The sequence below is a fragment of the Hymenobacter rubidus genome, from assembly GCF_016734815.1.
In the GTDB taxonomy this organism is placed as follows: domain Bacteria; phylum Bacteroidota; class Bacteroidia; order Cytophagales; family Hymenobacteraceae; genus Hymenobacter; species Hymenobacter rubidus.
On record NZ_JAERQF010000006.1, the window covers coordinates 98690 to 125012 of the forward strand.

Sequence of the window (26323 nt, forward strand, 5' to 3'; positions counted from 1 at the left end):
CTCGCTGCGCAGCTTTACGCTGGCTGAATGGCATCCAATGCCTGCATGTCTTCGGCCGACAAGCGAATATCGGCCGTTTTCATGTTCTCCTCCAGATGCTTCACTTTGGAAGTGCCCGGAATGAGCAGAATGTTGGGCGAATGGTGCAAGAGCCAGCTCAGGGCAATTTGCTGGGGCGTGGCGCTGTGCTTTTGGGCCAATTGGCCGAGGGCTTTGAGGGCATCGGCGCTGCCGCCCAATGGGAACCACGGAATAAAGGCGATGCCTTGGTCGCGGGTGTAGTTCAATTCGGCTTCCCACTTGCGGTTTTCGACGCTGTACATGTTCTGCACCGAGACAATTTTCACGAATTCTTGTGCCTTTTTGATGTCGGCCACGCTGACTTCGGAGAGGCCAATGTGCTTGATGCGGCCGTCTTGTTGCGCTTTTTGCAGGAAATTGAGCGTGTCCTCAAAGGGCACACTGGGGTCGATGCGGTGGAGCTGGTAGAGGTCGATTTGGTCGACTTTCAGGCGCTTGAGGCTGCCGTGGAGGGCTTCTTCGAGGTGCTTGGGGCTGGCGTCGATGGGCCACTGGTTGGGGCCGGTGCGGAGCAGGCCGCCTTTGGTGGCGATGACGAGGCCGGCCCGAAACGGGTGCAGCGCTTCCGCAATCAGTTCTTCCGAAACGTGGGGGCCGTAGCTATCGGCCGTGTCAATGAAGTTGACGCCCAACTCCACGGCGCGCTGTAGCACGCGAATGGACTCGTTGTGGTCGGCCGGTGGGCCCCAGATGCCGTCGCCGGTAATGCGCATGGCGCCGTAGCCGAGCCGGTTGACGGTGAGGTCGTTGCCGAGGGTGAACGTGGTAGGGTAAGTGGGTGTGGTGGTTGACATAGCAAGTAGTGTGAATGAGGTAGCCGGCGCATGCTTTTGCGCAGGGCGTGTCATAAGACAATTGCCCAAGGCAATTGTTTGCTGAGCGGCGGCGTGCAGGTGCAATGCACACGGCAGCAAGGAGCTTGTTGCTACACATTAGCGGCCGGGAATACCGGCCTTCCCCTACTCCTCCCGCAGCCTGGGCACCAGCCACACCACCAGGCCGCCAAGCAAGGCAACCAGCGCAAACGACCAGCGCAGGCTGGCAGCCTGCGCCACGAAGCCCACCAGCGGCGGCACCAGCAGGAAGCCGAAGTAGCTCACCGTAGACACCGACGCAATGGCGGCCCCCGCTCCGAGTGGGTTGGAGCGGCCGACGAGGCCGAACACCAGCGGCACCACGCACGACACCCCCAGGCCACCCAGCACGAACCCCACGCCGGCTGCTCCCGGCGTGGGCATGGCGGCCGCCAGCAGCAGGCCCACGCTCATGAGCACGCCGCTGGCCTGAAGAATGGCTTTGGTACCGAAGCGTTCCACCAGCCAGTCGCCAAGGAAACGGCCGCTGGTCATGGCCACCATGTAGAGCGTGAAGCCAAGGCCAGCCTGTGCTTTGGGGGCGTGCACGGCCTGCACGAAATACACGCCGCTCCAGTCGTAGAACGTGCCTTCGCAGGCCATGGACGCAAAGGCGATGAGGCCGTACTTCAGCACGGTCTTTTCGGGCCAGGAGAAAAACGACCGGGAGCCGGGGGCCGGCGGCACCGCCAACGTGCCGGGAAAGAACGCCAGGGCCAGCGCCGTGAGTCCCACCGACACGGCCACCAAATGGGCAGTGGTCGTCGCGTCGGCCCGGATAAGCAGCGCGCCCAGGCCGGCCGCGGCAAAGCCCGCCACGCTCCAAATGCCGTGAAACGTGGCAATAATGGACCGCGGATACAGCGCCTGCAAGCCCACCGACTGGGCATTGACCGACAGGTTGAGCAAGTTGCGCGAGCAGCCGAAGCAGAACAGCAAGGCCGCCAGCTGCCACGGCTGAGCGGCCAGGCCCAACAGGCTCAGCGCAAGGTTGTAGAGCACGGCGCCTACCAGCATCACCTGGCGGCTGCTGAAGCGCTGAAGCAGTTGGCCGGTCACAGGCAGGGTGAGCATCAGGCCGGCGGGCAAGGCCAGCAGCACCGCCCCGAGCTGGGCCTCATCTAGCCCCAAACGGTGCTGGATGATGGGAATGCGCGAAGCCCAGGTCGCAAAACCAAAGCCCGAAACAAAGAAAAACAGCGCAATGGCAATGCGGGCCCGCCGGGGCGAAACGTCGGAAACGGCCAATACGTCGACTTCACTCATATCCACCCAATGGCGACCGTGGCGGCCGCTGCTTCCCGGCAAAATTAGGCATGGCGTGGTGGCTGGCAGGCACCGCTTTCAACTTTCGTCGCACGCCACCGCCCCTGTACCCCGGGCCGCCCCCTACCCACCGCGTAGTTTTGGGTAGCGAAACCGCCCAGTCTCCCCCGTGCCTGCCCTCCCACCCGACCGCCGCCTGCCGCTCATCTTCGCCATTATTTTGGTCGACGTGGTGGTGGGAGCCGCTATTGGGCCGGTGCTGCCGGAATTTGTGCGGGGGCTGCCCCGGCCGCAGCTTTGGCTGAGCGTGGGCACGGGCGTATTTCTGGGGGTGCAGCTGTTTTCGGCCCCGCTGCTGGGACGGCTGAGCGACGGCTATGGCCGGCGCCCCATTTTCATTCTATCGGCGCTGGGCACGCTGCTGGCCAATGCGCTGCTGCTGCCGGTGCGGGCGGGGCTGTACTTTACCAACCGGGTGTCCGATGGGCTCACGAACGGCATGTACGCCACGGCCCGCTCGGCCATTACCGACGTATCGCCGCCGGAGCGCCTGTTCCAGAACCAGGGCATTGAAGGGGCTATTATTTCGCTGGGGTTCGTGCTGGGGCCCATGGTGGCCGGGCTGCTGCTCACGGTGCTGCACGTGCCGCCGCCCCTGCAAGCCGCCTACGTGGTGCGGCTGGCCGTGGCGCTGGCGGCGCTCAACGTCTTGCTGAGCATCCTGCTGCCCGAGACCCACTTGCAGCGCAACGGCGTGCGGGGGGCCGAGCTGCGCGCCGAACTGGCGGTTAGTGTCAACCCGCTCACGCTCTGGGCGCGGCTGCGGGCCAAGGACGCGGCCAACCCCGGCATTCGGCGCATTGTGCTCACGCAGGTGGCCCTCACGCTCAGCACGGGCTATTACTTCTACTTCGTGCCGTTTGTCAGCCTGGGACCACTGCACCTCGATGCGCGGGGTATCTCTTATTTCTTTATGTATTTCGGCGCGCTGAGCATCGGCCTGAACTACGGGTTCTACTCCTACTTTGCCGACCGTCTCAACCAGCGCCGGGCAGTGGGGTGGCTGGCCGCGCTGGGCGTGCCCGTGCTGGTCGGCTACAGCCTGATGGGCACTTCGAAGGTGGCACTCTACGCGTTGGTTACGGCCGACTGCCTCACGCTGTCCCTGATTCAGGGCTTGCTGGAAGGCCTCCTGGCCCGGCACACGACCGAGGTGGACCGGGGCGAAATTTTTGGGCTGAACCAAGCGTTTCAGTCCCTGGCCAGCTTTGGCACCGCGCTGGTTTTTGGCGGGCTTTCGGTGGTGGATTTGCGGCTGCCGTGGCTGTGGTTTGCATTTTGCCTGGCCGCGGTAGCGTGGCTGGCGGCCCGACGGGGGCCGGGAACCCGCACATGATTCGCCTTCGTTCAAAATGGCCCATCGTTTGCAATCCGCTGGCTGCTGAATACTTTCGCCCCTCCTATTCCCGGGCATTTTATAGTTCTTGTACCGGTGCCTTTCATCAAATGAAATACCTTATTCTCTTTGCGTTTGCGTGTTTTCTGGGCGCCGCCCCTGCACAGGCCCAGCAACGCAGTCCGGCTTCTCAGCCCACGGTTTCGCCCACGGCCCCTGGCTCAGTAGTGCCAGCCCCGCGGCCTGTGGCACCAGCCGATGCTTCACCCCATGCGGATGCCTTGGCGTGCAACACACTCACCGGCCGCGTGACAAATAACTTCAACCAGCCGCTGATGGGCGCCACCGTTATGCTGCGCACGGGCAGCAAATCTTTTAAAATCGAGCCCGCCATTACCAACGCCGAAGGCCAGTACCTGCTCATTTCCAAGCAGCCCATTCCGCTCAATACGGTGCTGGAATTATCGGCCGGCGGGTATAATACGTTCTCGCAGCCGCTGGCCAATTGCCAGCCCCTCGAAGCCTCGCTGGAGCCGCTGCCCGGCACGCGCTTCAAGAACAATGGCCGCATCAAAAAAACCAGCGCCAGCGGCAAGATTCACTAGCCGCTGTCCTCGGCCGCCCTTGTCAAACGGCCTGAACAACTTCCGAAGTTACCCAACTGGCGCAGCGACCCGCATCAAACACCACCGCTTCCACGGCCTCCAACCAAAACAGCCCGCTGGCAATAATGCCAGCGGGCTGTTTTGGTTGGAGGCCAACGGCCCGGTCGTATTAGTTGAGCGTCGACGAGTGCATTTTCAGAATCTGGCGAGCCTGGGCGAGGTTGGTATCGCGGGCATTCACGGCCAGGTAGATGAACTTGTCGCCGGTGGCCGACAACTTCAGCAGGTGCAGCTGGTCGGTGAGGGTGAGGAGGATGTCCTGCACGGTCTGGTTCAGCTTCAGCGCCGAGATGGCTTTCAATTTGGCTTTCACCACTTCGGTGTTGTAAGCAGCGGCCGTTTCGATGTCGAAGTCGGCAATGTTGGCGTGCGAAGCCAGCGGCATGCCGGTTTCGGTTTCTACCACGGCTACGGCCAGCAGCGTGGGCAGCTCGTTCATGATGTCTTTAACAGTTTGCTTGGGGCTGACGATGACGGTTGACATAAAAATGGAGTTGGAGAAAATGGAGTGGAATGAAAAAATGAAAACTGAAAAGCGGGTTGAAGGCGCCAGCCCCCGCAGCGGGCAGCTGCTACGTGGTGTGCCGGCGCATGATTTCTTTGGCAATGCCCAGGTTGGCATCGGCCGTGTGCACGGCCAGGAAACAATACCACTTGCCCTCCTTCATAGGGCGCAAGTGGTGCAGCTGGTCTTCTAACATCACGGATACATCGGTCAGCGGGCCGCCCAGCCAAGCTTTGGCGGCCAGCGCATCTTCCATAATGCGCAGCAGCTTGGCGTTGCGCAGGCTGATTTGATTAGGATTATAAGAATTGCTCACCGTGTAGGACGCCACCACCCGGCCCGATTGCGTGTTCACCACGCAGGCCATCAGCAGGTCGGGCAGGTCGTGCAGCAAGCCTTCGATTACTTCTTTGGAGCGCTTCGCCATTTCGTCGTCGGTTGCTACAGTCACTTTCCTTAAAGGCAGACGATTGAAAAACGGTAAATTCATGAGCATTAAAGCGTAGAGAATTTCCTGCCGCCGCGGGGCGGAGTTGCTGCTTCCCCCGCCCCAGCCAAGCGGTCGGAGGAAGCAGGTTATCCGGAAAACACTCAGCGGTACAAGCCCTTGGCGGGTGCCCCGTGGCTAGGCCCCGGAGCCTACCACCTGCCAAGTCGATGCGGGTAAGCGGACGGGAAGCCCACGTCCCCGCATTCGTATTCAGAGCATGCTGCCGCCACAACAGAGTGTCCCGAATGGTAATCAGTGGGTTAAAATTGCCACCAGTGCCGTTTCTTGGCTTTGGTGGTTTCGTTGGCGCGCGGCACCAGCGTCACGTTCTGGATGCTGTAGCCTTTCACGTTCACTTGGAGTTCTTCTTCGCCGTAGCCCCCGTAGCCCACTTGCAGTTGGGAGGTTTGGTTGGCGGGCACGGTCAGGGTGTAGTTGCCCTGCGCGTCGGTGCTCACGCCCCGGCCGTGCAGTTTATCGAGCACAGTGGCCCCGATGAGAGGACGGCCGTTTTCGTCCAGAATGCGGCCGCTCACGGTCGTCATCCGGGCCGCGGTGGCCGAGGTTTCGGCGGCTTCCGCCACTGTGGCGGCGCCTTCGCCGGCGGCCGGTAGCACCACGCCTTTGGGCAGGATAGCACTGGCCGTGCTGTGCAGGTTGTTGCTGGCAAAGGCCGCGCCGCTCAGCAAAGCAGCCACCAGCACAATGGAGCCCGCCCGCCGGCGAAAGCGCGCCGGCTCGGTACGAATCAGGTAAAACTGGTGCTGGAGCCAGCCCACGGGGCGCACATCGTGGCCCTTGGCCTTGAGGGCGTGGAAGCGCTGGAACGCCTCACCGCCCTTGTCGGGATTGGCCTTTAAATAAGCATCCACCAGTTCGGTGTTTTTGCCCGATAAGTCGCCTCGGAGGTAGGCATCCCGATACCCAGGAAGCAACTCCTGAGTGACGGGATGAAAAGGGTGTGCAGTTAATGCCATAGAAATGAAAAAATGAGAAGATAAAACGTTTATGGCGGCCAGCACAGGCTTTGAACTCGTACTGTCTGACAATCTTACGGGCAAAAAAAAATGCTATTCATCTGTTTTCGATAAACCAGGATGTTTGGGCCGCCAATTGAATTTTTCACCTGTCAAAAAAATTAATAATTACAAAATATGGAATACGGACGAGGTTAAAAAAACCAAGGAAAAATACCCTTAAACCGTCCATAAACAGGTATTTGTGTCTAAAAACCGTCCGATTTGGTATAAATTTATAATGTAAAAATTATAAAACAATTACTTCTCTATTAATCTCAAGTACGGCGAATTGCCCTAATTCCAATTATGGGAATTATTCAATCAAAGGCTAATCATGCGATAATCTTACTTAATTTCAAATTAGTGCAGTTGGATTTGGTGACTTAACGCCGGTAGCATTGCCCAAGCAGGCAGCTCCTGCGCTTTAGCCGACGTGGTTCGGTGCCTGTTTTCCGCACTACTTCCAAAGCTGCCGCAACATGCGGCGGGGTAGCCGGGTTAGCAGCACAGCTTTGATACGTTGTTCCCGATAGCCGCCTCGTTTTGATAACCATCCTCGCCGGTACCAACCGCCCCCACTCCCGCGCCCGCCGCATTGCCCATTATTACCAACGCCTGCTGACCGAACTGGGGGCCGCAAGCCAGGTGCTGGACCTGGCCGAGCTGCCGGCAGACTTTCTTATCTCAGCCCTGTATGCGAATGTGGGCCGCAACGATGGGTTCAACCGCCTGGCTGCTGTGCTGGACGCGGCCGACAAATGGGTTATTGTGACGCCTGAGTACAACGGCTCTTTCCCCGGCGCGCTTAAAGGCTTTATTGATGGCCTGCCCTACCCCAACGCGTTTCGGGGCAAAAAAGCGGCCCTGGTGGGCCTGAGCAGCGGCGGGCAAGGGGGCCTGCAAGCCATGGCCCACCTCACCGACGTGCTCATGTACCTGGGCACGGCCGTGCTGCCGCAGCGCGTGCGCCTGCCCTTCATCAACCAGGATTTGAACGCCGAAGACGGGCTGAACAACGAACTGTCGCGCCAGCTGCTGCGCGAGCAGGCCCTGGCCCTGCTCGCGTTTTGATGCACGCTGTTTAGGCAGGCTCGGTGGCGGTGCGGGCCGCCAGCCGCCGGAATACCGGTTTCAGCACCACGTAGAGCACCCCCACGGCCACGGCGCCGCCCACCAGCCACAGCAGCAAGGCGCCCAACTCGGCCCGCCACAACAGCCGCAGCGCGCCGCGCCAGTTGGTGGCCAGCAAGTGGCGCAGCGAGTCCACGGTCATGTCCTGGGCAGTGGCGCCGCCCAACAGGCGGGCGCCCAGCCGCAGCAGCGGCAGCAGCAGCAGCAGTTGCAAGGGCGTGAGCAAGTGGCATATCAGCTGCAGGGCAGCCACGTTCAGGCGCAGGCGCAGGGCCACAAACACAGCCAGCAGCGTGGTGCCGCCCAACAGCGGCAGCACCCCCACCACCACCCCCAACGCCACGGTGAGGGCCAATTGCTCGGGGGCCAGCCCTTGGCGGAGCAGGCCCACCAGCGGGTCGAGCACGCGGCGGCGAAACCAGCTGGTGGGCGGGGCAGAAGCGGAGGCAGGAAGGTGGGGCATAAGCAAGAAAACAACAAAACCCGGACCCCGGCCGCAGCCCGTATCTTCGCCGGGTGCTGCATCAGGTACGCCCCACTTGTTCAGCAGTTGCTTCCGTATTGATTGCGATGACAAAAGTAACCCCGCCCGCCGAGCTGCCCGGCCCCTGGTGGCGCGAACTACCCATTTTGCTGCACCGCGCCGCCCGCGAGCTGGGCCAGAACGACCCGCTGCGGCTGGGCGCGGCCACGGCGTTTTTCACGTCGTTTGCGCTGCCACCCATCCTCATTATCCTCATTCAGTTGCTCAGCTCGCTCTATTCCACCTCCATGGTGCGGCAGCTGCTGCTGGCCAAAATCAGCAATCTGGTGGGGGCTTCGGGGGCCGGGCTGGTTTCGCAAATTGTGATGAACGTGGCCGACCCCATGCGCAGCCGGCTGGTGACGTGGGCCGGATTTGCGTTTCTGGTGTTTGTGGCCACCACGCTGTTCACCATCATCCAGCACTCGCTCAATCAGCTATGGCAAATCCGTCCCAGGCGCGACCAGGGCAAATTGTCGCAGGCCCTGCGCGAGCGCCTGCGCTCGGGCGGCATCCTGCTGGCCACGGCGGGCCTCTCCCTGCTCGCCTTCGGCACCGACGCCGCGCTGGGCCTGTTTGCCGCCGCCATTCACGACTTTGACGCCACTTTCACTTACTACATCGTGCGGGCCCTGAATGGGGTGATGGCCTGGCTGATTCTGGCGGCCTGGTTTGGCATCACCTTTCGCACCCTGAGCTTGGCCAAAGTGCCCTGGCGGGCCGTCACGCGCGGGGCGGCGCTCACGGCCTTGCTCATTAGCTTGGGCGAGGTGGTGCTGGGCCAACTGCTGGTAGCCCGCGATTTGGGCCCGGTGTACGGTCCGGCGTCGAGCCTGGTGCTGGTGCTGCTGTTTGTGTTCTACTGCGCCATGATTTTTTATTTTGGGGCGGCGTTCACAAAGGCGTATGCACACCGGATTGGGATGGACATCCGGCCCAAGAAACGGGCCGTGCGCTACCGGCTGGTGAACGTGGAGGAAACCGAATAAGACAGAAACGGGGCTTGTACCTGCGCAAATCCTGTTCTACTTCTCGTTATTCAACAGCTGATGTTAGCACCGTCGTTTACTGATTTTGGGCAATTTTTGGGCGCGGGAAGGCATAATTCCTACTCGCTGCCGTTCTTGCTACTGGTGCTGCTTCTGTCACTAAGCGGCTGCCGTAGCGCCCGATTGGACTTTGTAGCCAATCCGGTGCCGCTGGTCACGGCTGATTTGTGGGCAAGTTCTGCCCCATTGGTAACGCGGCCCACGCCGCTCATCGCCAACCAACGACAAACCGGCACATCGGCCCCTTCGCCAGTTTCTTCCATCCGAAAAAGGCATCGAATCTGCGCGGTGCCGGGCCGCCGCAACACGGGTCTGGGGCCGCTGTCACGGCTCAGCGCTCCCGCCGATACACTGCCCCGGCAGGTGGTCAGGCCGGGGCATTTGAAAGCGCCAAAACTCAGCACGGGCTGGGGTAAAGTGAAATGGTTCGCTGGCAGGCTTTTCGCCTGGGCCATCTACCTAACTCTGGTAGGGTTGGCCGGCTGGCTGGTTTTCGTGATAGTCAGATGGGGCTTTGCGCTCGAATTTGGTGCTAGCCTCTTCATCGGTATCCCTTTACTCCTGCTGGCTTTGCTCCTGCTTTATTTGATGCTGACTGTCGGCTTTTTCCTCACCGTTGCGGAAGTACCCATGTAGCACGGCATCCCCCGTACCTTTGCTCCGTGCAAACTCCTGACTCCTCCGTGCCCGACGCAGCCCCCCAAGGTGCCCTTACGCCCAAGCCCAACCTCCAATTCGCCGATTTCACCCTTTCTTCTGCCCTGCTGGCGGGCGTGGCCGAGCTGAATTTCACCCAGCCCACCGCTGTGCAGCAATTGGTGCTGGCCCCCGCCCTCGAAGGGCAGGACGTGGCCGGGCAGGCGCCCACCGGCTCGGGCAAAACCGCGGCTTACGGCTTGGCCGTGCTGCAGCAGGTTGACCCCACCTCGGCCACCATGCAGGCGCTGGTGCTGGTGCCCGCCCGCGAGCTGGTGCTGCAGGTGCGCGATGCCCTCCAGCGCCTCGGCAAGCACATTCCGAACCTGCGCGTGGCCGGCTACTACGGCGGCCACGCCATGCGCGACGAAGTAAAAGGCCTCCAGCAGATGCCCCACGTGGTGGTGGCCACGCCCGGCCGCATGCTCGACCACCTGGAGCGCCGCACCATTGTGCCCAACCGCCTGAAAGTGCTGGTGCTGGACGAGGCCGACAAGCTGTTGGAACTGGGTTTTCAGGAAGAAATGGCCACCATCATCAGCCGCCTGCCGCAGCGCCGGCAGACGCTGCTGTTCTCGGCCACCATGCCCGACAAGGTGTTGAGCCTCGTGCGCGAATACCTCACCCGCCCCCGCGTGATGAACGTGGGCGGCTCCAACGCCACCACGCTGCCCGAGAGCCTGGTGCTGCGCGGCCACGTGGTGAGCGCCGCCGACCAGAAGCCTGCCGCCCTCTACCACCTCGTCAGCCAGCCCGACGCGGGCCGGTCATTGGTTTTCGCCAACACCCGCGACCGGGTAGAGGAGCTCACCCGCTTCCTGCGCGGCCGGGGCCTGGCCGCTGAGGCGCTGCACGGCAAAATGCTTCAGCCCGAGCGCGACAAGTCCATGATGAAGCTGCGCAACGGTTCGGCCACGGTGCTGGTGGCCACCGACGTGGCCGCCCGCGGCCTCGACGTGAACGAGCTCGACACGGTGGTGCAGTTCGACCCGCCCCACGAAACCGACACCTTTCAGCACCGCGCCGGCCGCACGGCCCGCGCCGGGGCCGTGGGCACGGCGCACCTCATCGTGACGGCCCACGAGCAGCAGAAAATCCAGCAGTGGCCTACCGCTAAAAATGTGCAATGGGCGGGCCTGCGTCCGCCCGCGCTGCCCGCCGCCGCGCCCAAAGCGCCGCGCCCGAGCACCGTCACCCTACACGTTTCGGCCGGCAAGAGCGAGAAAATCAGCCGGGGTGATTTGGCCGGGGCCTTCGTGAGCGTGGGTGGCCTGGAGCGCGAGGCCGTGGGCCGCATCGAAGTGTTTGACCACCACAGCTTCGTGGCCGTGCCCGAGGCGCAGGCCGAGGAGGTGCTGGCCCGCATGCAGGGCGCCAAGGTGAAAGGCAAGAAGGTGAAAGTGGCGCTGATTCGGTAGTAGAACAGTACGCTGAGCAACAATATAAACGGTCATGCTGAGCGAAGTCGAAGCATGACCGTTCTTTTTACCCTTGTAATACTATTATTTCTCACCCTTACTTCGTGCGCCTCCTCTTCATTTGCAGCCGGAACAAGTGGCGCAGCCTCACCGCCGAACGGCTGTTCGATGACCACGCGCACTACGAAGCCCGCTCGGCGGGAACGGAGCCGGGCGCGCGGGTGCGCGTCACGGCCGGGCACCTGGGCTGGGCCGACACCATCTTCGTGATGGAGCGCCGCCACGCCGACCGCCTGCGGGAACGGTTCGCGGGTGAGCTACAAGGCAAGGCGCTGGTGGTGCTACGAATTTCCGACAACTACCCGTTTCAGGACCCGGCACTGGTGGCGCTGCTGCGGCAGAAGTTGCTGGAGCTTTTGCCGCTATTTTAGCACCTCCTTTCCATCTCCTGCCATTGTGTATATGCCAGCACGGATACGGCTGCTTCTGGCCATTTCTATGTTCCTTCCGTTGGTTCTCCGCGCCCAGGTGTATGAGCCCGGCCTTCTGGTACGCAGCACTGGCGACACGTTGCGGGGCGAAATTGAAAACAGCTTTTGGGTAGAGCCCCCCACCTTCATCCGCTTTAGACTTGGCCCAACGGGAGCCGTCGAAACGGTGAAGCCCCGGCAATTACGGGCCGTGCTGCTCACCAACGGCCGTTACTTCCGCTACGAGGCCCTCCCCATCAACCACGCCGACGAAACAGAACTGGCGCATTTGCCACACGGGTACGCCACCCATGTCAAGGTTGATTCGCTATTGGCCGAAGTGCTGGTTGAGGGACCAATGACGCTTTTCCGCGTGGTGCGCCCCAGCAGCCTGCACCTGCTGCTGCACCGCGCCGGGCAGCCCATGGTGGACCTGTGCGAACGGAAATACCTGCGGCACGCGCCCGGCGGCGGCTGGGAAGTCACCGACGGTAACAACTACCGCAACCAACTTTCTTTGTATCTGTCCGATTGCCCGGAGGCAAGCCAAGCGGCAAAATCGGCACCGTTTACGGCGGCTGGGGTGGTGGCCGTTGTGCAGCGGTACAATCAGGCCTGCGGCCCGGACCGGCGAGCGGGCCGCTCGTGGCTGGCGGTGGCCGCCCCACGCCGCCGGGTGTCGGTGCAGGGCGGCCTGCTGGCCGGGGTGCGCTACAACCACCTGGAAAATACCAGCGTCGACTTTACAGGCTGCACCGATTGCGAAGCCCGTCCCTTCGGCGGGCTGTATGCCGAGGTGCTACTGCCCAGCCGGCGCACCGCCGTGTACGGCGAATTAAGTCTGGGAAATTTCCGCAACCAGCTTTCGCGGTTTGTGACGGTCGTGACCACTACGCCGGACCCGCGCTGTGCCGGCTGTACCCGCGAAGAAGTATCCGTCGTCGCCTCGACCTACCGCTACCAAGCCCTGATGAGCACATCGCGCATCGGGGTGCGTTACTTTTTCCGGCTGCCACACGAGCAGCAGCTGTTGTTCGGACTGAGCTACGAAATGAATTCACTGTGGCACATAACCGGCAATTTCCAGCCGGGGCCCGCTTTTCCTATCTACGATGACGACTTGGGCTACCCGGTGGTCGGCCTGGTTCCGGCCCTGACGGCCGGCTGGCGCTGGAACCGCGTGAGCGCAACTGCTGATGTCCATTCGTTGTTTTTTATCGGCGGCCGGTTCGTTGTGCGGGGCAGCCTGGCCTACCGGCTGGGCCGTAGCCACGACCAAATGGACAGCGCAACCCGCCAGCGCTGAGCCAACCTCCTGCCCCAGCCGCCGTTAAAGCGGCCCATGCCTTCCCTCATTTTCCTGGCCGTGCTGGTGGCCGTATTGTATGCTTTCTACCGCTACGCCACTGCCGACTCGCGCCGCCGCACCGCCGCGCTAGCCGCCGAATTCCCCGCTGCCTGGCGGCAGGTGCTGGCCGAGCGGGTGGCCTTCTACTTGTCGCTTACCAAGAAGGAGAAAGCGCGGTTTGAGAAGCAGGTGCAGGTATTTTTGGCCAGCACCCGCATCACCGGCGTGCAAACGGAGGTAGACGACACCACGCGGCTGCTCGTGGCGGCATCGGCCATTATTCCAATTTTTGGCTTTCCCGATTGGGAATACAGCCACCTGGGCGAAGTCCTCATTGTGCCCGATGCCTGGAAGCTGGCCGACGACCCCACCAAGGAGGTGAAGCCGTTGCAGGGCACCCTGCTCGGCTCGGTGCAGGGTTTCCAGAACCAGCACTATATGCGCCTGTCCAAGGCCTCGCTGGAACAGGGCTTCCGCGACGGACTGGACCGCCAGAACGTGGGCATCCACGAATTTGCGCACCTGCTGGACGAAGCCGACGGCGTGATGGATGGCCTGCCCAAAGCCGCCTTGCCGGCCGAGCTTCTCCAGCCCTGGGCCATGGTGATGGAGCGCGAAATTGCCGCCATTCAGGCGGGCAAGTCGGAAATCAACCCCTATGCCGCCACCAATGCGGCCGAGTTTTTTGCCGTGGCCACGGAATACTTTTTCGAAAAGCCCGAAAAGCTCCAGGAACACCACCCCGAACTGTACGAGCTGCTTAGCCGGGCGTTCCGCCAAAACCCCAAGAAGCGGTTCCTGCGCTTCGCCGTGGACCCGCGCGAATGGCTCAAAACCCTGCGCAGCCGCCGCAAGCTTGGCCGCAACGACCCGTGCCCCTGCGGCAGTGGCAAGAAATACAAGGACTGCCACTTATAAGCCAGCGCGCAGGTTGCTAAGTGCTAAGCCAATGCCTTTTGCAGCGGCAAAAGACCCGTTTCGAGGCATGCATTACGGGGCCAGCACCCGGTCAATCACGTGCACTACGCCGTTGGTGCACTGCACGTCCGGAATGACCATGTTGGCGGGGGTGGCCGAGCTGTTGCTGGCCCCGTACTTCACCGTGAGCAGCCCGTTGGTGAACGCGCCCAGGGTCAGGGAGGTGCCCCCGGCCGCGGCTACCGTGGTGCTTTCCGGCAGCTCGGGCGTGAATTTTCCGCCCGACAGGGCGTGGCCCAGCAGCACCGCCTGCACGGCCTGCGGGGTGAGCTGATGCAGGTCGGCCGGAACATCCGCTTTCAGGTTCTTGCTCTTCAGGAAATCCTTAAACGCCTGGTCGGTAGGCGCGAAGACCGTGAACGGACCAGGCCCCGACAACGTGGTAGCCAACCCGGAATACACCACGGCCTCTACCAGAAACGTGAGTTCAGGATTGGTAAATACCTGTGCCATTTGCAGGGCCTGTGCCGACTGCACGATGTTGCCACCAGTGGCAATCAGCACCTTATCTATTGGGTGAATAAGGCCGTTGGCCGCCTTCACGTCGGTGCCCAGAATTTTGGAGCCGTTGACGTACAAGCTGCCATCGGCCCGCCGAATGATGCGGCGCGTGGAGCCCGCGGCCGCCACAGAGGCCGAAGCCGACGCGCTACCCGGCGTGAGGGCACTCCCGGCCAGGGAGCCGCTGAACACATGGTACAGCAGCGTATTGGTCAAAAACGTGGGTTGCAACGCGGTCAGGTCTGCTGCTTCGCGGATGCCAAGGCGGTTGAAAGCAGCGTTGTTGGGCGCAAAAACAGTGTAGTTCCCCTGCGGGTCGTTGGGGTTTTTGTTGCCCAGCGTCACGGCCACCCCGCCGCGAATGGCCGCGTCCTCCAGCAATTGAAAGTCCGGGTTGCTGACGGCAATGTTGGTAATGGAAGGGTCCACTTCCTTGTTCTTTGCGCAGGCGCCCAGCACCAGCAGGCTCAACGCCAGGAAGCCGCTTTTAAACAGGTATTTTTTTTTCATCGGGTAAAATCGGTTGTTCGTCCGGCATTTAACTGTGTTCCTCCCAAACGGTTGATTATAAACGGTTTTTAGAGACGTTCGGATTGCACGAAGGTAAATCCGTTTGCCGATGCTCACCCGTAAATTGCACGCCCGGCTGCCCTACAACCACTTTTGGGCAGTGGGGCAAGCAGCTTTTGCTAAAGCTATTTCTCGAATCGAATTTTCCCTATGTATGAGTAAACTTTCCTCGCTTATTTTGGCTACAGTCGCGTTTGCCAGCGCAGTTACCTCGGTGCGGGCCCAGAGCTTGGTTGGAGGCTTTATGGCGGGCAAAGGCCACGGGTCGGTGGTCGTTTCGGGCACCACCGAACGGTACGACGACGTGTACCTGGCTCCCGAAAAAATCAATGGCGTGCCCATTTTTCACGAAGTGCGCGTCAACTCCCTGAACCTGTACGCCACCTACGGCCTGACCGATAAAATTGACGCCGTGGTCAGCCTGCCCTACATCCGGTCCATGGGCCGGGCCGGCGCTACCACCATCGCCGACCTCAACCTGCTCCAACCCACGGCCGGCTTCACCAACTCCCGCCAGGGCTTCCAGGACGTGACGGCGCTGCTCAAGTTCAAGTCCTTTTCCCGCGAAATCGGGAGCAGCATCCTCGATTTGCTGGGTGTGGTCAGCTTTAGCACGCCCGTGAGCAACTACGAAACCAATACCGGCTACGGCTACATCATCGCCATTGGCAACCGTGCCACCAAGTATTCGGCGGTTGGTGTGGCTCACCTCAAAACTGCCTCCGGGGTATTTGCCACGGGCCAGGTTGGCTACAGCCTGCGCACCGGCCTGGTGCCGCATGCCCTCATCGGCGAAGCCAAACTGGGCTATGCCGGCCCCAAAAATTACTTCGAAGGCTATGCCTCGTTTCAGGAATCCAACGGCGGCACCGACATTTCGGAACAGGATTTCAATGGGTTTTTTCCCGCCACGCGCGTCAATTACATCCGGCTGGGTTTCAGTGCCTACCGGCCCATTGCCAAGGGCTTCGGCCTGACGCTGGGCGCCAGCACCTACGTGGCCGGTCGCAACGTAGGCCAGTCGACGGGGTATTCGGCCGGCGTTACGTACAATTTTTAGCTTGCACGTTCCGTCCGCATCTATTTATTCCGGACACTAGCGCGGTGTCGGGGTTGGTGTAGAGTAGCGCGAATTTTGTCGTTCGCGTCCCCGCGCCGCTAGCTCGTTCTGGCACGCGAACTACACAGTTCGCGCTACTGACCGCACGTACACGGACTTCGAAACGGCTGTAAGAGGTTGTTTAGGCAGTCGGTTCCGCCCGGTCCGACGGCGTAGGCGTCCGACCGGTGGCCGCCCGAACGAGGCGCCAACGGCCGGTGACCGACGACCGGTCGGACGCCTACGGCGGCGGACCGGCAAACGACACCCTTCCGAAACAGCTTCAAAAAAAGCAGGAGGCTCTCCTGCTTTTTTTGTGTCCATTGGGTCAGGATTTTTTAATAATTGGACTCCGCCGAAGGCAAGTCAATCAGGATGAACTGGGCATCTTTCGCAGCGCGAATCTGGACCACATCGTCGCCCGTCATGCGGGCCTGGTCGTTGGGGCCCAGCTCGGTACCGTTGACGAAAATCGTGCCCTCCTTCACGTAGATAAAAGTGAGCCGGATGGGAAACGTTTTGAATTCAATTTCTTTGCCTTCGCTCAGATTGGACCAGTACACGGTGCTGTTGGAATTCATGTACACCACGTCTTCCAGCACTTTCTGGCCGGTTACGAGGGGCACCAGCTCGTTTTTGTTGCCGCTGGTGAAGCCCAAATCCTTCTGCTCGTAGCTGGGCGCCAGGCCCTTTTGGCCCGGAATAAACCAGAGCTGGTAGAGGTGCAGGGGTTTGTCCTGGCGGTTGAATTCGGAATGGGCCAGGCCGGTGCCGGCGGTCATGCGCTGCACCTCGCCGGCCTTGATGGTGGTTTTATTGCCCATCGTGTCCTGGTGCGTGATTTCGCCTTCGAGCACCAGCGTGACGATTTCCATTTCGGAGTGCGGGTGCTGCGGAAAACCCGATTGGGGCGCTACGCTGTCGTCGTTGAAAACGCGCAACGGACCGAAATGCATGTTCTCCCGGTCGAAATAATCGGCAAAGGAAAACAGGAAGTAGCTGCTGAGCCAGGAGGCGGGCGCGGCGTGGTGGCGGTCGGCCGATGAAATGTACTTAAGCATGAGAGCGAAACTAGAGAAATGGGGTGCACCCCATACGCGGACTTCGCCCCAGAAGTTGGCACTGCCGCCAGCAGCAAAGCCCTTCCACTGCCGTGGAAGGGCTTTTGAGACAAAACGGCCTGATTGAGCTACGCCTTTCTAAGAAGCGCCACCTGCTGCTGCAGGTCGAGCACGAGGCTGGCCACGCGCTCCAGCGACAACTCGGCGATGGGGAACGTGCTGCTGATGTAGCTTTTGGCTTCCCATATTTCCAGCACGTCGTCCACTTTCACGTCGTAAGGCGAAAAATTGGGGTTGTCGGAGTGCAGCACGAACATGGCGCCGGAGCGCAGCTTGTTGAACACGCGCTTGAACACAATGCCGTCGCGGCTGCTTACCACGATGCAGGGCGTGCCGTCCTTAATGGTGGACCAGTCTTCGACGTAGCGGCCCACAATGACGGTGCCGCTGGCAATGGGCAGCATGGAATCGCCGGCAATTTCGAAGGCGCGGTACGTGCCCGTTTGCGAGAGCATGGGCAGGCGAAACTTGGGCAGCACCTCCAGGTACTCGCGGTCGGCGTAGCCGTTGAGGTAGCCAGCGGCGGCCTTTTGGGGCACCAGCTCGATGTTCTCGTTCTGGTCTTGGTCCACTGTGAAGGCCAGCACGCGGAGCTTGCCACCCGCGGGTGTGGGCGGCTCGGGCTGGTCGTCGGACTCGGGCGCGGGCAGCGAGCCGATGATTTTGGTATTCTTTTTCTTACTAAAGTCGGTGGTAACCAGCTGGTCGAGCGTGATGCCGAACAGCCGGGCCATGTTGACTAAGGTGGCGAGGCGGGGCTCGGCGCGGCCTTCTTCGTAGGCGCCCACCAGAGAGCGTTTGATGCCGAGCTTGTCGGCCATCTGGGCTTGCGTGAGGGCGAGCTCGCGCCGGCAAAACTTGAGGTTGGTGTTAATCATCGGGAGGGGGCAGCAGCCAGGAATTGCGCTGTTTGTAACGCTAATTCGGCTGGTGAAGTTAGCAACGCAAGCGCGAAGTTACTAATTCACTTAGCTAATAATTTTCTGCCCACCACTTTAGCGTCGAGCTACTTGTTTTTCAACCCACCATTCGTCGTTTTTCCAGAAGTTATTCCAGCCCACGCGGGTGTATTTGGGGTTAATTTCCACATTGCGGCCGCCTATCTCGAAGCGGGAAAGCACCTGCTGCGTCACGGCGATGCCCTGTTTCCAGAGAGCGGGCACGGTGGTGGTGGCGGCCGCCTGCTCACGCCAGACGCCTTCGAAAAGCAAGCCGCCGTTGCGCGTGGCGGGGTTGGTGGTGTTCTCTACCAAGTAGGCCCGTTTGCTGGGTCCTACCTGGAAATCGAGGGCCAGCCGGCCGCTGAACTGCCCGCCCAGCCCGTGGGAGTTGGTGGCTTGCAGGGCAAAGCTGCCCGTGGCGCAGTACGTGGGCACGGGCGAAATGCCGTTGTTGTCGTACACTTTCACCTCGGCGGGCAGGCGTTGCACCTGCTGCACCTCGATGCTGCCCCGAAACGGTGTCACGTCGCCGTAGCAGCGAAATTTTCCGCCCACCAGGTACCGCCCCGGATTTTTGGCATCGGCCTGCACGCTGGTAAACACGAATTCGAGCCGCTGCCCATCGTAGCCGAAGCAGCCGTTGAGCACGTCCTCGGTGCCGCTTTGGGCTTGGTGCTGCCAGAGCCGGCCCAAGTTGGCTTGGGCCAACAGGGTATTCCGCGAGGCATTGGAGAGCACCGCGCCGGGCGCTGCCAGCGGGGTTACCGGCGCAGTAACGGCTCCGGCGAAGGACGGCAAGCGCTGGGGCTGGGGGCTGCCCAACAGCAGCGTGGGAGTTGTAAGAAGCAAAAAATACCGCATATACCTGAAAGAAAAATGGGCATTGGAGGCCAGCTATATTGCAAGACGGCGCTTACTATTTCTCAACGGCAGCGTCGGCTATTTTAGTATAGTGTGTACTGGCACTGCAGATGAAGTCGCCACCGATTGTGGCCGTGCTGCACTTGCGGAATCAGCCCACCACTCGTCGTTTTCCCAATAGGTGTTCCAGCCAAGATGGGCGTACTTTGGGTTGATAACTACTTCCCGCTCACCAATATTAAACTCATCGAGAACGTGCTGCGACTCAACATACGACACCAGATTTTCGACCCAAACGACGGGGCGCGTGCGGTGGGTAGCAGCGCTGGTCCACCTGCCTTCGTACTTTATTTCGCCCCCCTGTGAAGCAGCTTGGCCGTTGCGCATTGACAATTCCACCGAACCGTCCTTTTGCAAGGCCCAATCAATTGCTAAGCGGCCCCGGAAAATGCCATTCCCGCGTCGGGTTTTATCCTCCCGCAACTCAAAGTCGCCGAGGGCGCTGTACATATCAGCTTCGTTGCGCAGCTCTTCGCCGAACTCTGCTTTCACTTCGGCTATTTGCTGGGCAGAATAGCGTGGCTGGCTGAACAGGTGCGTTATGGTGACGGTGCCCGCGAACGGGGTAATAACACCCTGATATCGGTCTTTTCCACGCAGGTAGTACACAGTGGGCTGCACCGAGTCGCGGCGGACTTCGGTCAGCACCATTTCAATGCGGTAGTGATTGGAGCCGAAGAAACCATTCTGGACGTGGGAATTGTATCGAGCGGTACCGGTGCGCACCGTTTGCAACAGCGACGAAAAATCGCAGCGCTGCAGCAGCGCCCAGATTGCAGGGGTGAGTTTCCCATCGGGGCTTGTGGAAACAGTATTAGCTGGGGCCACATCGATGGATTGGCCGGTAATCGTTTGTAAGGGCGGCGTTTGGGGCTGGCAAGCGGTGCCCGCCACAACCAGCACCAGGACCATAAGAGAAGATTTCATGCCGCCAATTTAGCGCGAAGCTCCGGCATAAACTCGCGCAGGAAATACCGCCCCAGCCCCGCTTCCAGCAGTAATTCGACCAGTATCAAATTGCCCACCCACGACAGCCACGTCACCGTTAGGTACGTCTCAATCGGCTTGGTTTCGAACACGTAATACATGATGTAGCTTTCGCCGCGCAGGGCCAGGGCGGCCAGCGTCACGGCGTAGGAGCGCAGCATCCAGTCGACGTGCAGGGGCCACTGGCGCTGGCGGGCGGCGCGGTAGGCCTTCCAGGTGCAGAGCCACCACACCAGGCATTGCAGCGTGAAGCCGACCTGCGCCGCCAGCCCGCCGTTGGCAAAGCGCGCCAGGATGAGGCCCGACGGCGCCGCCAGCGCCAGAATGCCAATGACGTAGCCCTTGCCCAACTGCCGATGCAGACCCGGCCCCCGCCGCGCCAGAAACGGTAAAAATTGAAGCAGCCCCAGCACCAACACCACGAGACTGGTGGTGATGTGCACGTAGAACCCGAGGCGGAACACCGGGTTGTCGTTGGTTTCGTCGCTCTTGGTGGTGAGGAAGTTAATGCCCTTCTCGAAGGTGTAGTAGGGCAGCGTTTTGGTGAGCATCAGGCCCGCGAAGGCGGCGATGAGTGCAACGACCAGAAATAGAAGAATTTTTCGAGGCATGAAGCGCAGCAGTTTCGGGCGGAAACCTACAAATAAAAAAGCTCGCCATGCGTAACGGCGAGCTTTCTCATTTTATTGAAAGCAGACATTACTGCCCGCGCAGACGCTTGTGGTACAGCCCGGCCATGCGCAGCTGGAAGTAGTCGTACTTCTCGCGTAGGTGGTCGAACAGGTCGCGCAACGAAGCGTCGTTGCCAAGCTGGGCGCGGGCGGTGAGGATTTCGGCCAGCTCGGAGTCGCTCACGAAGTCTTGGATGCGCAGCTCGCGGCCCTTGGCATAGGCAGTGTAGAGGTGCGTTTTCACGGTGCTCAGGGCCAGGCCGCGGCGCTCCGAAATATCCTCCGGGGTGAGGCCCATCTGGTGGAACTGCACGGTAGCGTCCTCGGAGTCGCTCACGGGCTTGTCGGCGGACGCCGTTTTATCGGCCGCGGCCAGGCGCGGGCGGGCCGGCTCGTTGAACATGCTGTCCGAGTCGGAAGGCACGTACCCTCCGCCGCCGTGCTCGATGATGAGCTTGATGAAGGCTTCGCCGTAGGTCTCGAACTTCTTCATGCCCACGCCCGAAATGCCCAGCATGCCCACGCGGCTCACGGGCCGCTCGGCCGCCATTTCCTGCAGCGTGGCGTCGGAGAATACCACGTAGGGCGGTACGCCCTGCTCGTCGGCAATGGCTTTGCGCAAGCGGCGCAGCTTGTCGAAGAGCTGCGCCTCGGGCGTGCCCGCGGTGGCCGTGGAGGCGGCGTTGGCGGCTTTCTTGCTGGCGCGGGTGGGCTTTTCGGTCTTCTCGCTGGGCTGGAACTTGCGCAGCGGCAGCGTGAGCTGACCTTTGAGCACCTGGTGGCCGCGCTCGGTGATTTTCAGGGCGTAGCCTTCCTCGTAGGCGATGTAGAACAGGCCGTCATTTAGCATCTGGTGGATGTAGCTGTACCAGTCGAGGTAGGGCAGGTCGTTGCCCGCGCCGTAGGTTCTAATCTGGTCGTAGCCGCCTTGCAGCACGGCTTGGTTGCGCATGCCGCGCAGGATGTCAATCAGCAGGTTGATGGCCACTTTCTCGCGGCTGCGGAATACGGCCGACAAGGCTTTCTGGGCAATGAGGGTGCCGTCAAAAGTCGTGGGCGGGTTGCGGCAGATGTCGCAGTTGCCGCACTCTTCCTGCAGGGTTTCGGAGAAGTAGTTGAGCAGAATTTTGCGGCGGCAGCTGGCAGCTTCGGCAAATTGCTGCATGCGCTCCAGCTTGGCGGTGTTGAGCTGGGCCTGGCGCGCGGGCACGTCCTTGGTCACCATCTCGCGCATCTGCATCACGTCGGCGAAGCTGTAGAACAGGATGGCGGTGCTGGGCGCCCCGTCGCGCCCGGCCCGGCCGATTTCCTGGTAGTAGCCCTCGATATTTTTCGGCAGATTGTAGTGCATCACCCAACGCACGTTGCTCTTGTCGATGCCCATGCCGAAGGCGATGGTGGCCACGATGACCTGCAAATCGTCCTGCAAAAAGGCTTCCTGCACGGCGCCGCGCTGGTTGGGCGTCATGCCGGCGTGGTAATGCCCGGCCTTCACGCCCTTGGCCTTGAGCTTGGCGGCGATGGTTTCGCAGGTTTTGCGCGAGAGGCAGTAGATGATGCCGGGGTCCTGCGGGTGGCGGCCGATGTAGTCGAGCATGCTCTCCACCCGGCCCTGACCGCCGCGCACAATCAGGTTGATGTTGGGCCGGTCGAAGCTGGAGAGGAACACCCGGGGCTCGCGCATGTTGAGCTGGGTGATGATGTCGCGCTTGGTGAGGCGGTCGGCCGTGGCCGTGAGGGCAATGATGGGCGTGTTGGGGAAGTGGTTCCGCAACTGGCCCAGTTGGGTGTACTCGGGCCGAAAATCGTGGCCCCAGCTCGAAATACAGTGCGCTTCGTCGATGGCGAAGAGGCTGATATTGACCCGGTTCAGAAACTGCAGAAACCCGTCGCTCAGCAGCTTCTCCGGCGACACATAGAGCAGCTTGAGGTGCCCGCTCACGGCCGCCCGGGCGATGTCGTTCGACTCGCTCTGGCCCACGCTGCTGTTGATGTAGGCCGCCGCGATGCCGTTGGCTTTCAAGGCTTCCACCTGGTCCTTCATTAGGGCAATGAGGGGCGAGACGACCACGCAGGTGCCCTCGCTCACCACCGCCGGAATCTGGAAGCAGACTGATTTGCCGCCGCCCGTGGGCATGAGCACCACGGTGTCGCGCCCGCCGAGAATGTTCTGGATGATGTCGCCCTGCATGGGGCGGAAATTGTCGTAGCCGTAGTACCGTTTCAGGGCCTGTTGGGCGGCTTGCATGAGGGGCGCAGCGGTGGCTAGTTCGGGCATGTTGTTCGGGGTAACCTCACCCCCCGGCCCCCTCTCCAAAAAAGAGGGGGAGCCAGATGGTGGTTCTGGGTAGTTTGCTTTCAGGAAATGAGCTATGGTGGCTAAGACTTCGTCTAAGCTGGTTAGCACTTGCTGGTTGGTGAAACGCAGTTCGCGGTATCCTAATTCCGTTAGTGTGAAGGTACGGCCGGCGTCGTATTCGGCCTGCTCCGGGGTGAGGTGAATTTCGCCGTCGAGCTCGATAATCAGCTTGGCGGAAACGCAGATGAAATCGACAATAAAAAAGCCGATGGCGTGCTGGCGACGGAATTTCAGGCCTCGCTTCGAGCCTCGCAATTCCTGCCAAAGCTTGTTTTCGGCTGGAGTGGGGGCTTTGCGGTTTTCGCGGGCGTAGGCTTTAAGGCGCTTTTCCCAAGCAAGTCTGTCGGTGGTATAGATGTACTCTTGCGGGCCGCTGAGCTTGGGCGGGGTTTCCATAAATGGAAGATAGCACTGCCTGGCGTCAACCTCACCCCCTGACCCCCTCTCCAAAAAAGAGGGGGCACCGGACTTGCTCCCAATCAACACAGTGATGGAATCGTCCTCACGAACCGGTGCCCCCTCTTTTTTGGAGAGGGGGTCAGGGGGTGAGGTTTTCCGGCTGCGCCGTCCGGGGTTCCCGCCGGCTCCCGCGGTACAGCTCGTACTTCAGCAGCCGGCAGTCAATTGGCCCGTTAAACAGCGGCGTCCGCCGCGCCGGCTTCAGCCCGATGCTTTTGGCCGCTTCCAGATTACCGGTAAACACAAACGCATTATACCCTTGGAAATTCGACTTCAGCGAATCCCCAATCGTCTTGTACAAAGCGGCCATCTGGGCCTCTTCCCCTATCCGCTCGCCGTAGGGCGGGTTGGTGAGCACGATGCCGGGCTCTTCTTTGGCGGGTGCGGCAGCGTCTTTCACGTCGCGCACCGAGAGGCGGATGCAGTCTTCCAGGCCGGCGGCGGTGATGTTGGCGGCCGCCATGTCGATGGTTTTCGGGTCGAGGTCGGAGCCGGCGAGGTAGGCTTGGGGCTCTTCGAGGCGCTGGGCTTTGGCTTCTTCGCGCACCTGCTCCCAGAGCTGAGGGTCGAAGTCGTACCAGTTTTCGAAGCCAAACTTGCCCTGGTGAAACAGGCCGGGCGCGATGCGCTGGCTGATGAGGCCGGCCTCGGTGAGGATGGTGGCCGAGCCGCACATGGGGTCGATGAGCGGCTTTTTGCCGTCCCAGCCCGAGAGCAGGACCAGGCCGGCGGCCAGCACCTCGTTCAGGGGCGCTTCGTTGGTGTGCTGGCGGTAGCCGCGGCGGTGCAGGGAGTCGCCGGCCGCGTCGAGGCTGAGGATGACTTCGTTTTCCGTCATGCGCAGGTGCAGGCGGATGTCGGGCTGGCGGGTGTCGATGCTGGGCCGCTCGCCGGTGCGGGCCCGGAACTGGTCCACGATGGCGTCTTTGGTGAGCTGGGCCACGAAGAGCGAGTGCTCGAAGGTGGAGCGGTTCACCACGGGCGTGATGGCGAAGGTTTGGCCGGGACCGATGAAATCCTGCCAGTCGATGCGGCTTACTTCGCGGTACAGGGCCTTTTCATCGGGCGCGTAGAGGGCGGCGAAAGGGCGCAGCAGGCGCATGGACAAGCGGCTCCACAGCGCCGCTTCGTACAGCAGGCGGTGGTCGCCGATGAACTCCACGGCGCGGGAGCCCACGTGCGTGATGTCGGCCCCGAGGGCGTAAAGCTCGTCGGCGAGCAGTTCTTCCAGGCCGAACTGGGTGGTGGCGGTGAGGTGCATAGTCCCGCAAAGGTCGGGCGCAGAACTTGTACCCCGAATTTTCAATTCGGCCGCCGGAACGACCTCCCCGGCCGAATTGAAAATTCGGGGTACAAGTTCTTGCGGCTTCTATCTTCGCCGTATGGCCCTCGCTCCTTCTTCCTCCGCTCCCTCCGTTGCTACTGCCGCCCCTGCCCGCTCCTATACCGGGCCGATGCTGCTGATGACCACGCTGTTCTTTCTGTTCGGCGCCGTCACCAACTTCAACGACGTGCTCATGCCCTACCTCAAGGACGTGTGCCAGCTCACCGATTTGCAGTCCTCGGCGGTGCAGTCGGCCTTTTTTGGGGCTTATTTCCTGATGTCGCTCCCGGCCGGCTGGGTGCTGAAGAAGCTGGGCTACCAGCGCGGCATTGTGGTGGGCTTGCTGGTGATGGCGGGTGGCGCGCTGCTCTTCATCCCGGCGGCCGACTCGCGGGCGTTTGCGCTGTTTCTCACGGCGCTGGCCACGCTGGGCGCGGGCATCACGCTGCTGCAAGTGGCGGCCAACCCCTACGTGAGCATCCTGGGCCCGGCACGCGGCGCGGCGGCGCGGGTGAGCGTGGTGGGCGTGGCCAACAACTTCGGCGGCAGCCTCTCGCCGCTGGTGGGCGCGCTGGTGCTGTTTGGCGGCTCGGTGGCCCTCAAGGCCCGACTGGCGGCCTTGCCGCTGAGCGAGCGACTGGCCGAGGAATCGCAGCTGGTGAAAGGACCTTATATAGGTCTGGCTGTATTCCTGATGGTGCTGGCGGCGGTGTTTTTCTTCCTAGTGAAGCTGCCCGACATTGAGGGTATTCCTTCAGAAGCGGTGCGAGGTGCCGAATGGAATGAAGATGGCCAGTTGAAAGTCACCCATCGCACAAGCGCTCTACAGTTCCCGCACCTGGTGCTGGGCATCGCGGCCATTTTCGTGTACGTGGGCGTGGAAGTTGGCCTGGGCTCGTTCCTGATTCGCTACGGCGAGGCCCAGGGCATCACGCAGCTTTCCAGCTTCACGCAAAGCCTGGTGCGCGGGCTGAACGTGGCCACCAACTACGTGGGCGTGCTCTTCGGCCAGCAGCCGGCCCCGATTGATACGGCGGCGGGCTTCACCAAGGCGGTGGGCGCGGTGCTGGTGTCGTCGTACTGGTTTGGCTCGCTGGTGGGCCGGGTGGTGGGCATTCCGCTGCTGCTAAAGTTCCACAACCGCGTGCTGCTGGTGGCGGTGTGCGCCGCTGGCACGGCGCTGGTGGGCGCGAGCATCCTGAGCACCGGCGAAACCGCGCTCTGGCTCATCGTGCTCTGCGGACTGATGAACTCCATTATGTGGCCCGTCATTTTCCCGTTGGCAATTACCGGACTCGGGCCATTCACCAAGCAAGGCTCTTCCTATTTGATTATGGCCATTGTGGGCGGGGCGCTCATTCCGCCGCTCATGGGCTGGCTGGCTACGCACGGCGGCGGGCTGCGGGTGGCGTTTGTGGTACCGGCGCTGTGCTATCTGTATTTGCTGTTTTATGCACTAAGCGGGTACCGGGTGCGTTAAA

Annotated in this window: 25 protein-coding genes; 11 read left to right on the forward strand and 14 right to left on the reverse strand. The window is 61.5% G+C overall.

Annotated elements, in window-relative coordinates; genetic code table 11:
- Positions 1–14 precede the first annotated feature (14 nt).
- Together JKL48_RS06450 and JKL48_RS06455 are read right to left on the reverse strand one after the other, a co-directional pair.
- Positions 15–875 (reverse strand): aldo/keto reductase, encoded by an 861-nt coding sequence (locus tag JKL48_RS06450; protein ID WP_201980172.1) that lies wholly within the window; start codon positions 873–875, stop codon positions 15–17.
- Between the two features lie 165 nt (positions 876–1040).
- Positions 1041–2201 (reverse strand): MFS transporter, encoded by a 1161-nt coding sequence (locus JKL48_RS06455; RefSeq protein ID WP_201980173.1) that lies wholly within the window; start codon positions 2199–2201, stop codon positions 1041–1043.
- A gap of 169 nt (positions 2202–2370) precedes the next feature.
- Here JKL48_RS06455 and JKL48_RS06460 point away from each other — a divergent pair, with 169 nt between their 5' ends.
- Both JKL48_RS06460 and JKL48_RS06465 read left to right on the forward strand, forming a co-directional pair.
- A complete protein-coding gene (locus JKL48_RS06460) occupies positions 2371–3597 on the forward strand; it encodes an MFS transporter (protein ID WP_201980174.1) in 1227 nt (408 codons plus the stop codon).
- Between the two features lie 110 nt (positions 3598–3707).
- Positions 3708–4202, forward strand: a complete 495-nt coding sequence (locus JKL48_RS06465; RefSeq protein WP_201980176.1) for a carboxypeptidase-like regulatory domain-containing protein — start codon at positions 3708–3710, stop codon at positions 4200–4202.
- A gap of 169 nt (positions 4203–4371) precedes the next feature.
- On the opposite strand, the gene JKL48_RS06470 is transcribed toward JKL48_RS06465, so the two are convergent.
- The 3 genes from JKL48_RS06470 to JKL48_RS06480 form a co-directional block, all read right to left on the reverse strand.
- On the reverse strand, positions 4372–4746 hold the full coding sequence (locus JKL48_RS06470; RefSeq protein WP_236668647.1) for a hypothetical protein: 375 nt from the start codon (positions 4744–4746) through the stop codon (positions 4372–4374).
- A gap of 88 nt (positions 4747–4834) precedes the next feature.
- Positions 4835–5218 carry a hypothetical protein gene (locus tag JKL48_RS06475; RefSeq protein ID WP_201980177.1) on the reverse strand — a complete coding sequence of 128 codons (384 nt, stop codon included), beginning with the start codon at positions 5216–5218 and terminating at the stop codon, positions 4835–4837.
- A 299-nt stretch (positions 5219–5517) separates the two neighbouring features.
- On the reverse strand, positions 5518–6234 hold the full coding sequence (locus JKL48_RS06480) for a carboxypeptidase-like regulatory domain-containing protein (RefSeq protein ID WP_201980187.1): 717 nt from the start codon (positions 6232–6234) through the stop codon (positions 5518–5520).
- Positions 6235–6819: 585 nt separating this feature from the next.
- Here JKL48_RS06480 and JKL48_RS06485 point away from each other — a divergent pair.
- Complete coding sequence (locus tag JKL48_RS06485; RefSeq protein WP_201980189.1) at positions 6820–7347, forward strand: NADPH-dependent FMN reductase; 528 nt, start codon at positions 6820–6822, stop codon at positions 7345–7347.
- A 10-nt stretch (positions 7348–7357) separates the two neighbouring features.
- Here JKL48_RS06485 and JKL48_RS06490 read toward each other — a convergent pair whose 3' ends face one another.
- Positions 7358–7870, reverse strand: coding sequence for a DUF2062 domain-containing protein (locus JKL48_RS06490; protein WP_201980191.1), 513 nt, complete (start codon positions 7868–7870; stop codon positions 7358–7360).
- A gap of 107 nt (positions 7871–7977) precedes the next feature.
- On the opposite strand from JKL48_RS06490, the gene JKL48_RS06495 reads away from it, so the two are divergent.
- The 6 genes from JKL48_RS06495 to JKL48_RS06520 all read left to right on the forward strand — a co-directional run bounded on the left by JKL48_RS06495 (position 7978) and on the right by JKL48_RS06520 (position 13829).
- Positions 7978–8919, forward strand: coding sequence for a YihY/virulence factor BrkB family protein (locus tag JKL48_RS06495; RefSeq protein WP_201980198.1), 942 nt, complete (start codon positions 7978–7980; stop codon positions 8917–8919).
- A 60-nt stretch (positions 8920–8979) separates the two neighbouring features.
- The gene (locus tag JKL48_RS06500) at positions 8980–9615 is read left to right on the forward strand and encodes a hypothetical protein (RefSeq protein ID WP_201980201.1); all 636 of its coding nucleotides are present in this window, start codon (positions 8980–8982) and stop codon (positions 9613–9615) included.
- Between the two features lie 26 nt (positions 9616–9641).
- Complete coding sequence (locus JKL48_RS06505; RefSeq protein ID WP_201980204.1) at positions 9642–11093, forward strand: DEAD/DEAH box helicase; 1452 nt, start codon at positions 9642–9644, stop codon at positions 11091–11093.
- 104 nt (positions 11094–11197) lie between these two features.
- Positions 11198–11524 carry a low molecular weight protein tyrosine phosphatase family protein gene (locus JKL48_RS06510; protein ID WP_201980206.1) on the forward strand — a complete coding sequence of 109 codons (327 nt, stop codon included), beginning with the start codon at positions 11198–11200 and terminating at the stop codon, positions 11522–11524.
- Between the two features lie 67 nt (positions 11525–11591).
- Positions 11592–12869 (forward strand): hypothetical protein, encoded by a 1278-nt coding sequence (locus JKL48_RS06515; protein WP_201980209.1) that lies wholly within the window; start codon positions 11592–11594, stop codon positions 12867–12869.
- Positions 12870–12905: 36 nt separating this feature from the next.
- The gene (locus tag JKL48_RS06520) at positions 12906–13829 is read left to right on the forward strand and encodes a M90 family metallopeptidase (RefSeq protein ID WP_201980222.1); all 924 of its coding nucleotides are present in this window, start codon (positions 12906–12908) and stop codon (positions 13827–13829) included.
- A 72-nt stretch (positions 13830–13901) separates the two neighbouring features.
- Here JKL48_RS06520 and JKL48_RS06525 read toward each other — a convergent pair whose 3' ends face one another.
- Positions 13902–14900 (reverse strand): fasciclin domain-containing protein, encoded by a 999-nt coding sequence (locus tag JKL48_RS06525; RefSeq protein WP_201980225.1) that lies wholly within the window; start codon positions 14898–14900, stop codon positions 13902–13904.
- A 214-nt stretch (positions 14901–15114) separates the two neighbouring features.
- On the opposite strand from JKL48_RS06525, the gene JKL48_RS06530 reads away from it, so the two are divergent.
- Positions 15115–16020, forward strand: a complete 906-nt coding sequence (locus tag JKL48_RS06530; protein ID WP_201980228.1) for a hypothetical protein — start codon at positions 15115–15117, stop codon at positions 16018–16020.
- A gap of 377 nt (positions 16021–16397) precedes the next feature.
- On the opposite strand, the gene JKL48_RS06535 is transcribed toward JKL48_RS06530, so the two are convergent.
- From JKL48_RS06535 to JKL48_RS06565, 7 genes are all read right to left on the reverse strand, one after another.
- Positions 16398–17120 (reverse strand): pirin family protein, encoded by a 723-nt coding sequence (locus JKL48_RS06535; protein WP_201980242.1) that lies wholly within the window; start codon positions 17118–17120, stop codon positions 16398–16400.
- Between the two features lie 128 nt (positions 17121–17248).
- Positions 17249–18058, reverse strand: coding sequence for a helix-turn-helix domain-containing protein (locus tag JKL48_RS06540; RefSeq protein WP_201980245.1), 810 nt, complete (start codon positions 18056–18058; stop codon positions 17249–17251).
- Between the two features lie 117 nt (positions 18059–18175).
- Positions 18176–18970 carry a hypothetical protein gene (locus tag JKL48_RS06545; protein ID WP_201980247.1) on the reverse strand — a complete coding sequence of 265 codons (795 nt, stop codon included), beginning with the start codon at positions 18968–18970 and terminating at the stop codon, positions 18176–18178.
- Between the two features lie 90 nt (positions 18971–19060).
- Positions 19061–19969, reverse strand: a complete 909-nt coding sequence (locus JKL48_RS06550) for a hypothetical protein (RefSeq protein WP_201980249.1) — start codon at positions 19967–19969, stop codon at positions 19061–19063.
- A complete protein-coding gene (locus JKL48_RS06555; protein ID WP_201980251.1) occupies positions 19966–20640 on the reverse strand; it encodes a DUF2306 domain-containing protein in 675 nt (224 codons plus the stop codon). Before JKL48_RS06555 ends, JKL48_RS06550 begins: the two co-directional genes overlap by 4 nt.
- Positions 20641–20728: 88 nt before the next feature.
- Positions 20729–23455 (reverse strand): DNA helicase RecQ, encoded by a 2727-nt coding sequence (gene recQ, locus JKL48_RS06560; protein ID WP_201980254.1) that lies wholly within the window; start codon positions 23453–23455, stop codon positions 20729–20731.
- A 142-nt stretch (positions 23456–23597) separates the two neighbouring features.
- Complete coding sequence (locus JKL48_RS06565) at positions 23598–24779, reverse strand: THUMP domain-containing class I SAM-dependent RNA methyltransferase (protein WP_201980256.1); 1182 nt, start codon at positions 24777–24779, stop codon at positions 23598–23600.
- Between the two features lie 121 nt (positions 24780–24900).
- On the opposite strand from JKL48_RS06565, the gene JKL48_RS06570 reads away from it, so the two are divergent.
- A complete protein-coding gene (locus tag JKL48_RS06570) occupies positions 24901–26322 on the forward strand; it encodes a sugar MFS transporter (protein ID WP_201980259.1) in 1422 nt (473 codons plus the stop codon).
- The last annotated feature ends 1 nt before the right edge of the window (position 26323 follow it).

Excerpts from the sequence above, each read along its gene's own strand:
- JKL48_RS06530 (WP_201980228.1), top strand. The coding sequence starts at position 15,115 with ATGAGTAAACTTTCCTCGCTTATTTTGGCTACAGTCGCGTTTGCCAGC.
- JKL48_RS06540 (WP_201980245.1), bottom strand. The coding sequence starts at position 18,058 with ATGATTAACACCAACCTCAAGTTTTGCCGGCGCGAGCTCGCCCTCACG.
- JKL48_RS06500 (WP_201980201.1), top strand. The coding sequence starts at position 8,980 with ATGTTAGCACCGTCGTTTACTGATTTTGGGCAATTTTTGGGCGCGGGA.
- JKL48_RS06570 (WP_201980259.1), top strand. The coding sequence starts at position 24,901 with ATGGCCCTCGCTCCTTCTTCCTCCGCTCCCTCCGTTGCTACTGCCGCC.
- JKL48_RS06465 (WP_201980176.1), top strand. The coding sequence starts at position 3,708 with ATGAAATACCTTATTCTCTTTGCGTTTGCGTGTTTTCTGGGCGCCGCC.
- JKL48_RS06555 (WP_201980251.1), bottom strand. The coding sequence starts at position 20,640 with ATGCCTCGAAAAATTCTTCTATTTCTGGTCGTTGCACTCATCGCCGCC.
- JKL48_RS06550 (WP_201980249.1), bottom strand. The coding sequence starts at position 19,969 with ATGAAATCTTCTCTTATGGTCCTGGTGCTGGTTGTGGCGGGCACCGCT.
- JKL48_RS06450 (WP_201980172.1), bottom strand. The coding sequence starts at position 875 with ATGTCAACCACCACACCCACTTACCCTACCACGTTCACCCTCGGCAAC.
- JKL48_RS06480 (WP_201980187.1), bottom strand. The coding sequence starts at position 6,234 with ATGGCATTAACTGCACACCCTTTTCATCCCGTCACTCAGGAGTTGCTT.
- JKL48_RS06565 (WP_201980256.1), bottom strand. The coding sequence starts at position 24,779 with ATGCACCTCACCGCCACCACCCAGTTCGGCCTGGAAGAACTGCTCGCC.
- recQ (WP_201980254.1), bottom strand. The coding sequence starts at position 23,455 with ATGGAAACCCCGCCCAAGCTCAGCGGCCCGCAAGAGTACATCTATACC.
- JKL48_RS06455 (WP_201980173.1), bottom strand. The coding sequence starts at position 2,201 with ATGAGTGAAGTCGACGTATTGGCCGTTTCCGACGTTTCGCCCCGGCGG.
- JKL48_RS06535 (WP_201980242.1), bottom strand. The coding sequence starts at position 17,120 with ATGCTTAAGTACATTTCATCGGCCGACCGCCACCACGCCGCGCCCGCC.
- JKL48_RS06525 (WP_201980225.1), bottom strand. The coding sequence starts at position 14,900 with ATGAAAAAAAAATACCTGTTTAAAAGCGGCTTCCTGGCGTTGAGCCTG.
- JKL48_RS06515 (WP_201980209.1), top strand. The coding sequence starts at position 11,592 with ATGTTCCTTCCGTTGGTTCTCCGCGCCCAGGTGTATGAGCCCGGCCTT.
- JKL48_RS06470 (WP_236668647.1), bottom strand. The coding sequence starts at position 4,746 with ATGTCAACCGTCATCGTCAGCCCCAAGCAAACTGTTAAAGACATCATG.
- JKL48_RS06520 (WP_201980222.1), top strand. The coding sequence starts at position 12,906 with ATGCCTTCCCTCATTTTCCTGGCCGTGCTGGTGGCCGTATTGTATGCT.
- JKL48_RS06490 (WP_201980191.1), bottom strand. The coding sequence starts at position 7,870 with ATGCCCCACCTTCCTGCCTCCGCTTCTGCCCCGCCCACCAGCTGGTTT.
- JKL48_RS06495 (WP_201980198.1), top strand. The coding sequence starts at position 7,978 with ATGACAAAAGTAACCCCGCCCGCCGAGCTGCCCGGCCCCTGGTGGCGC.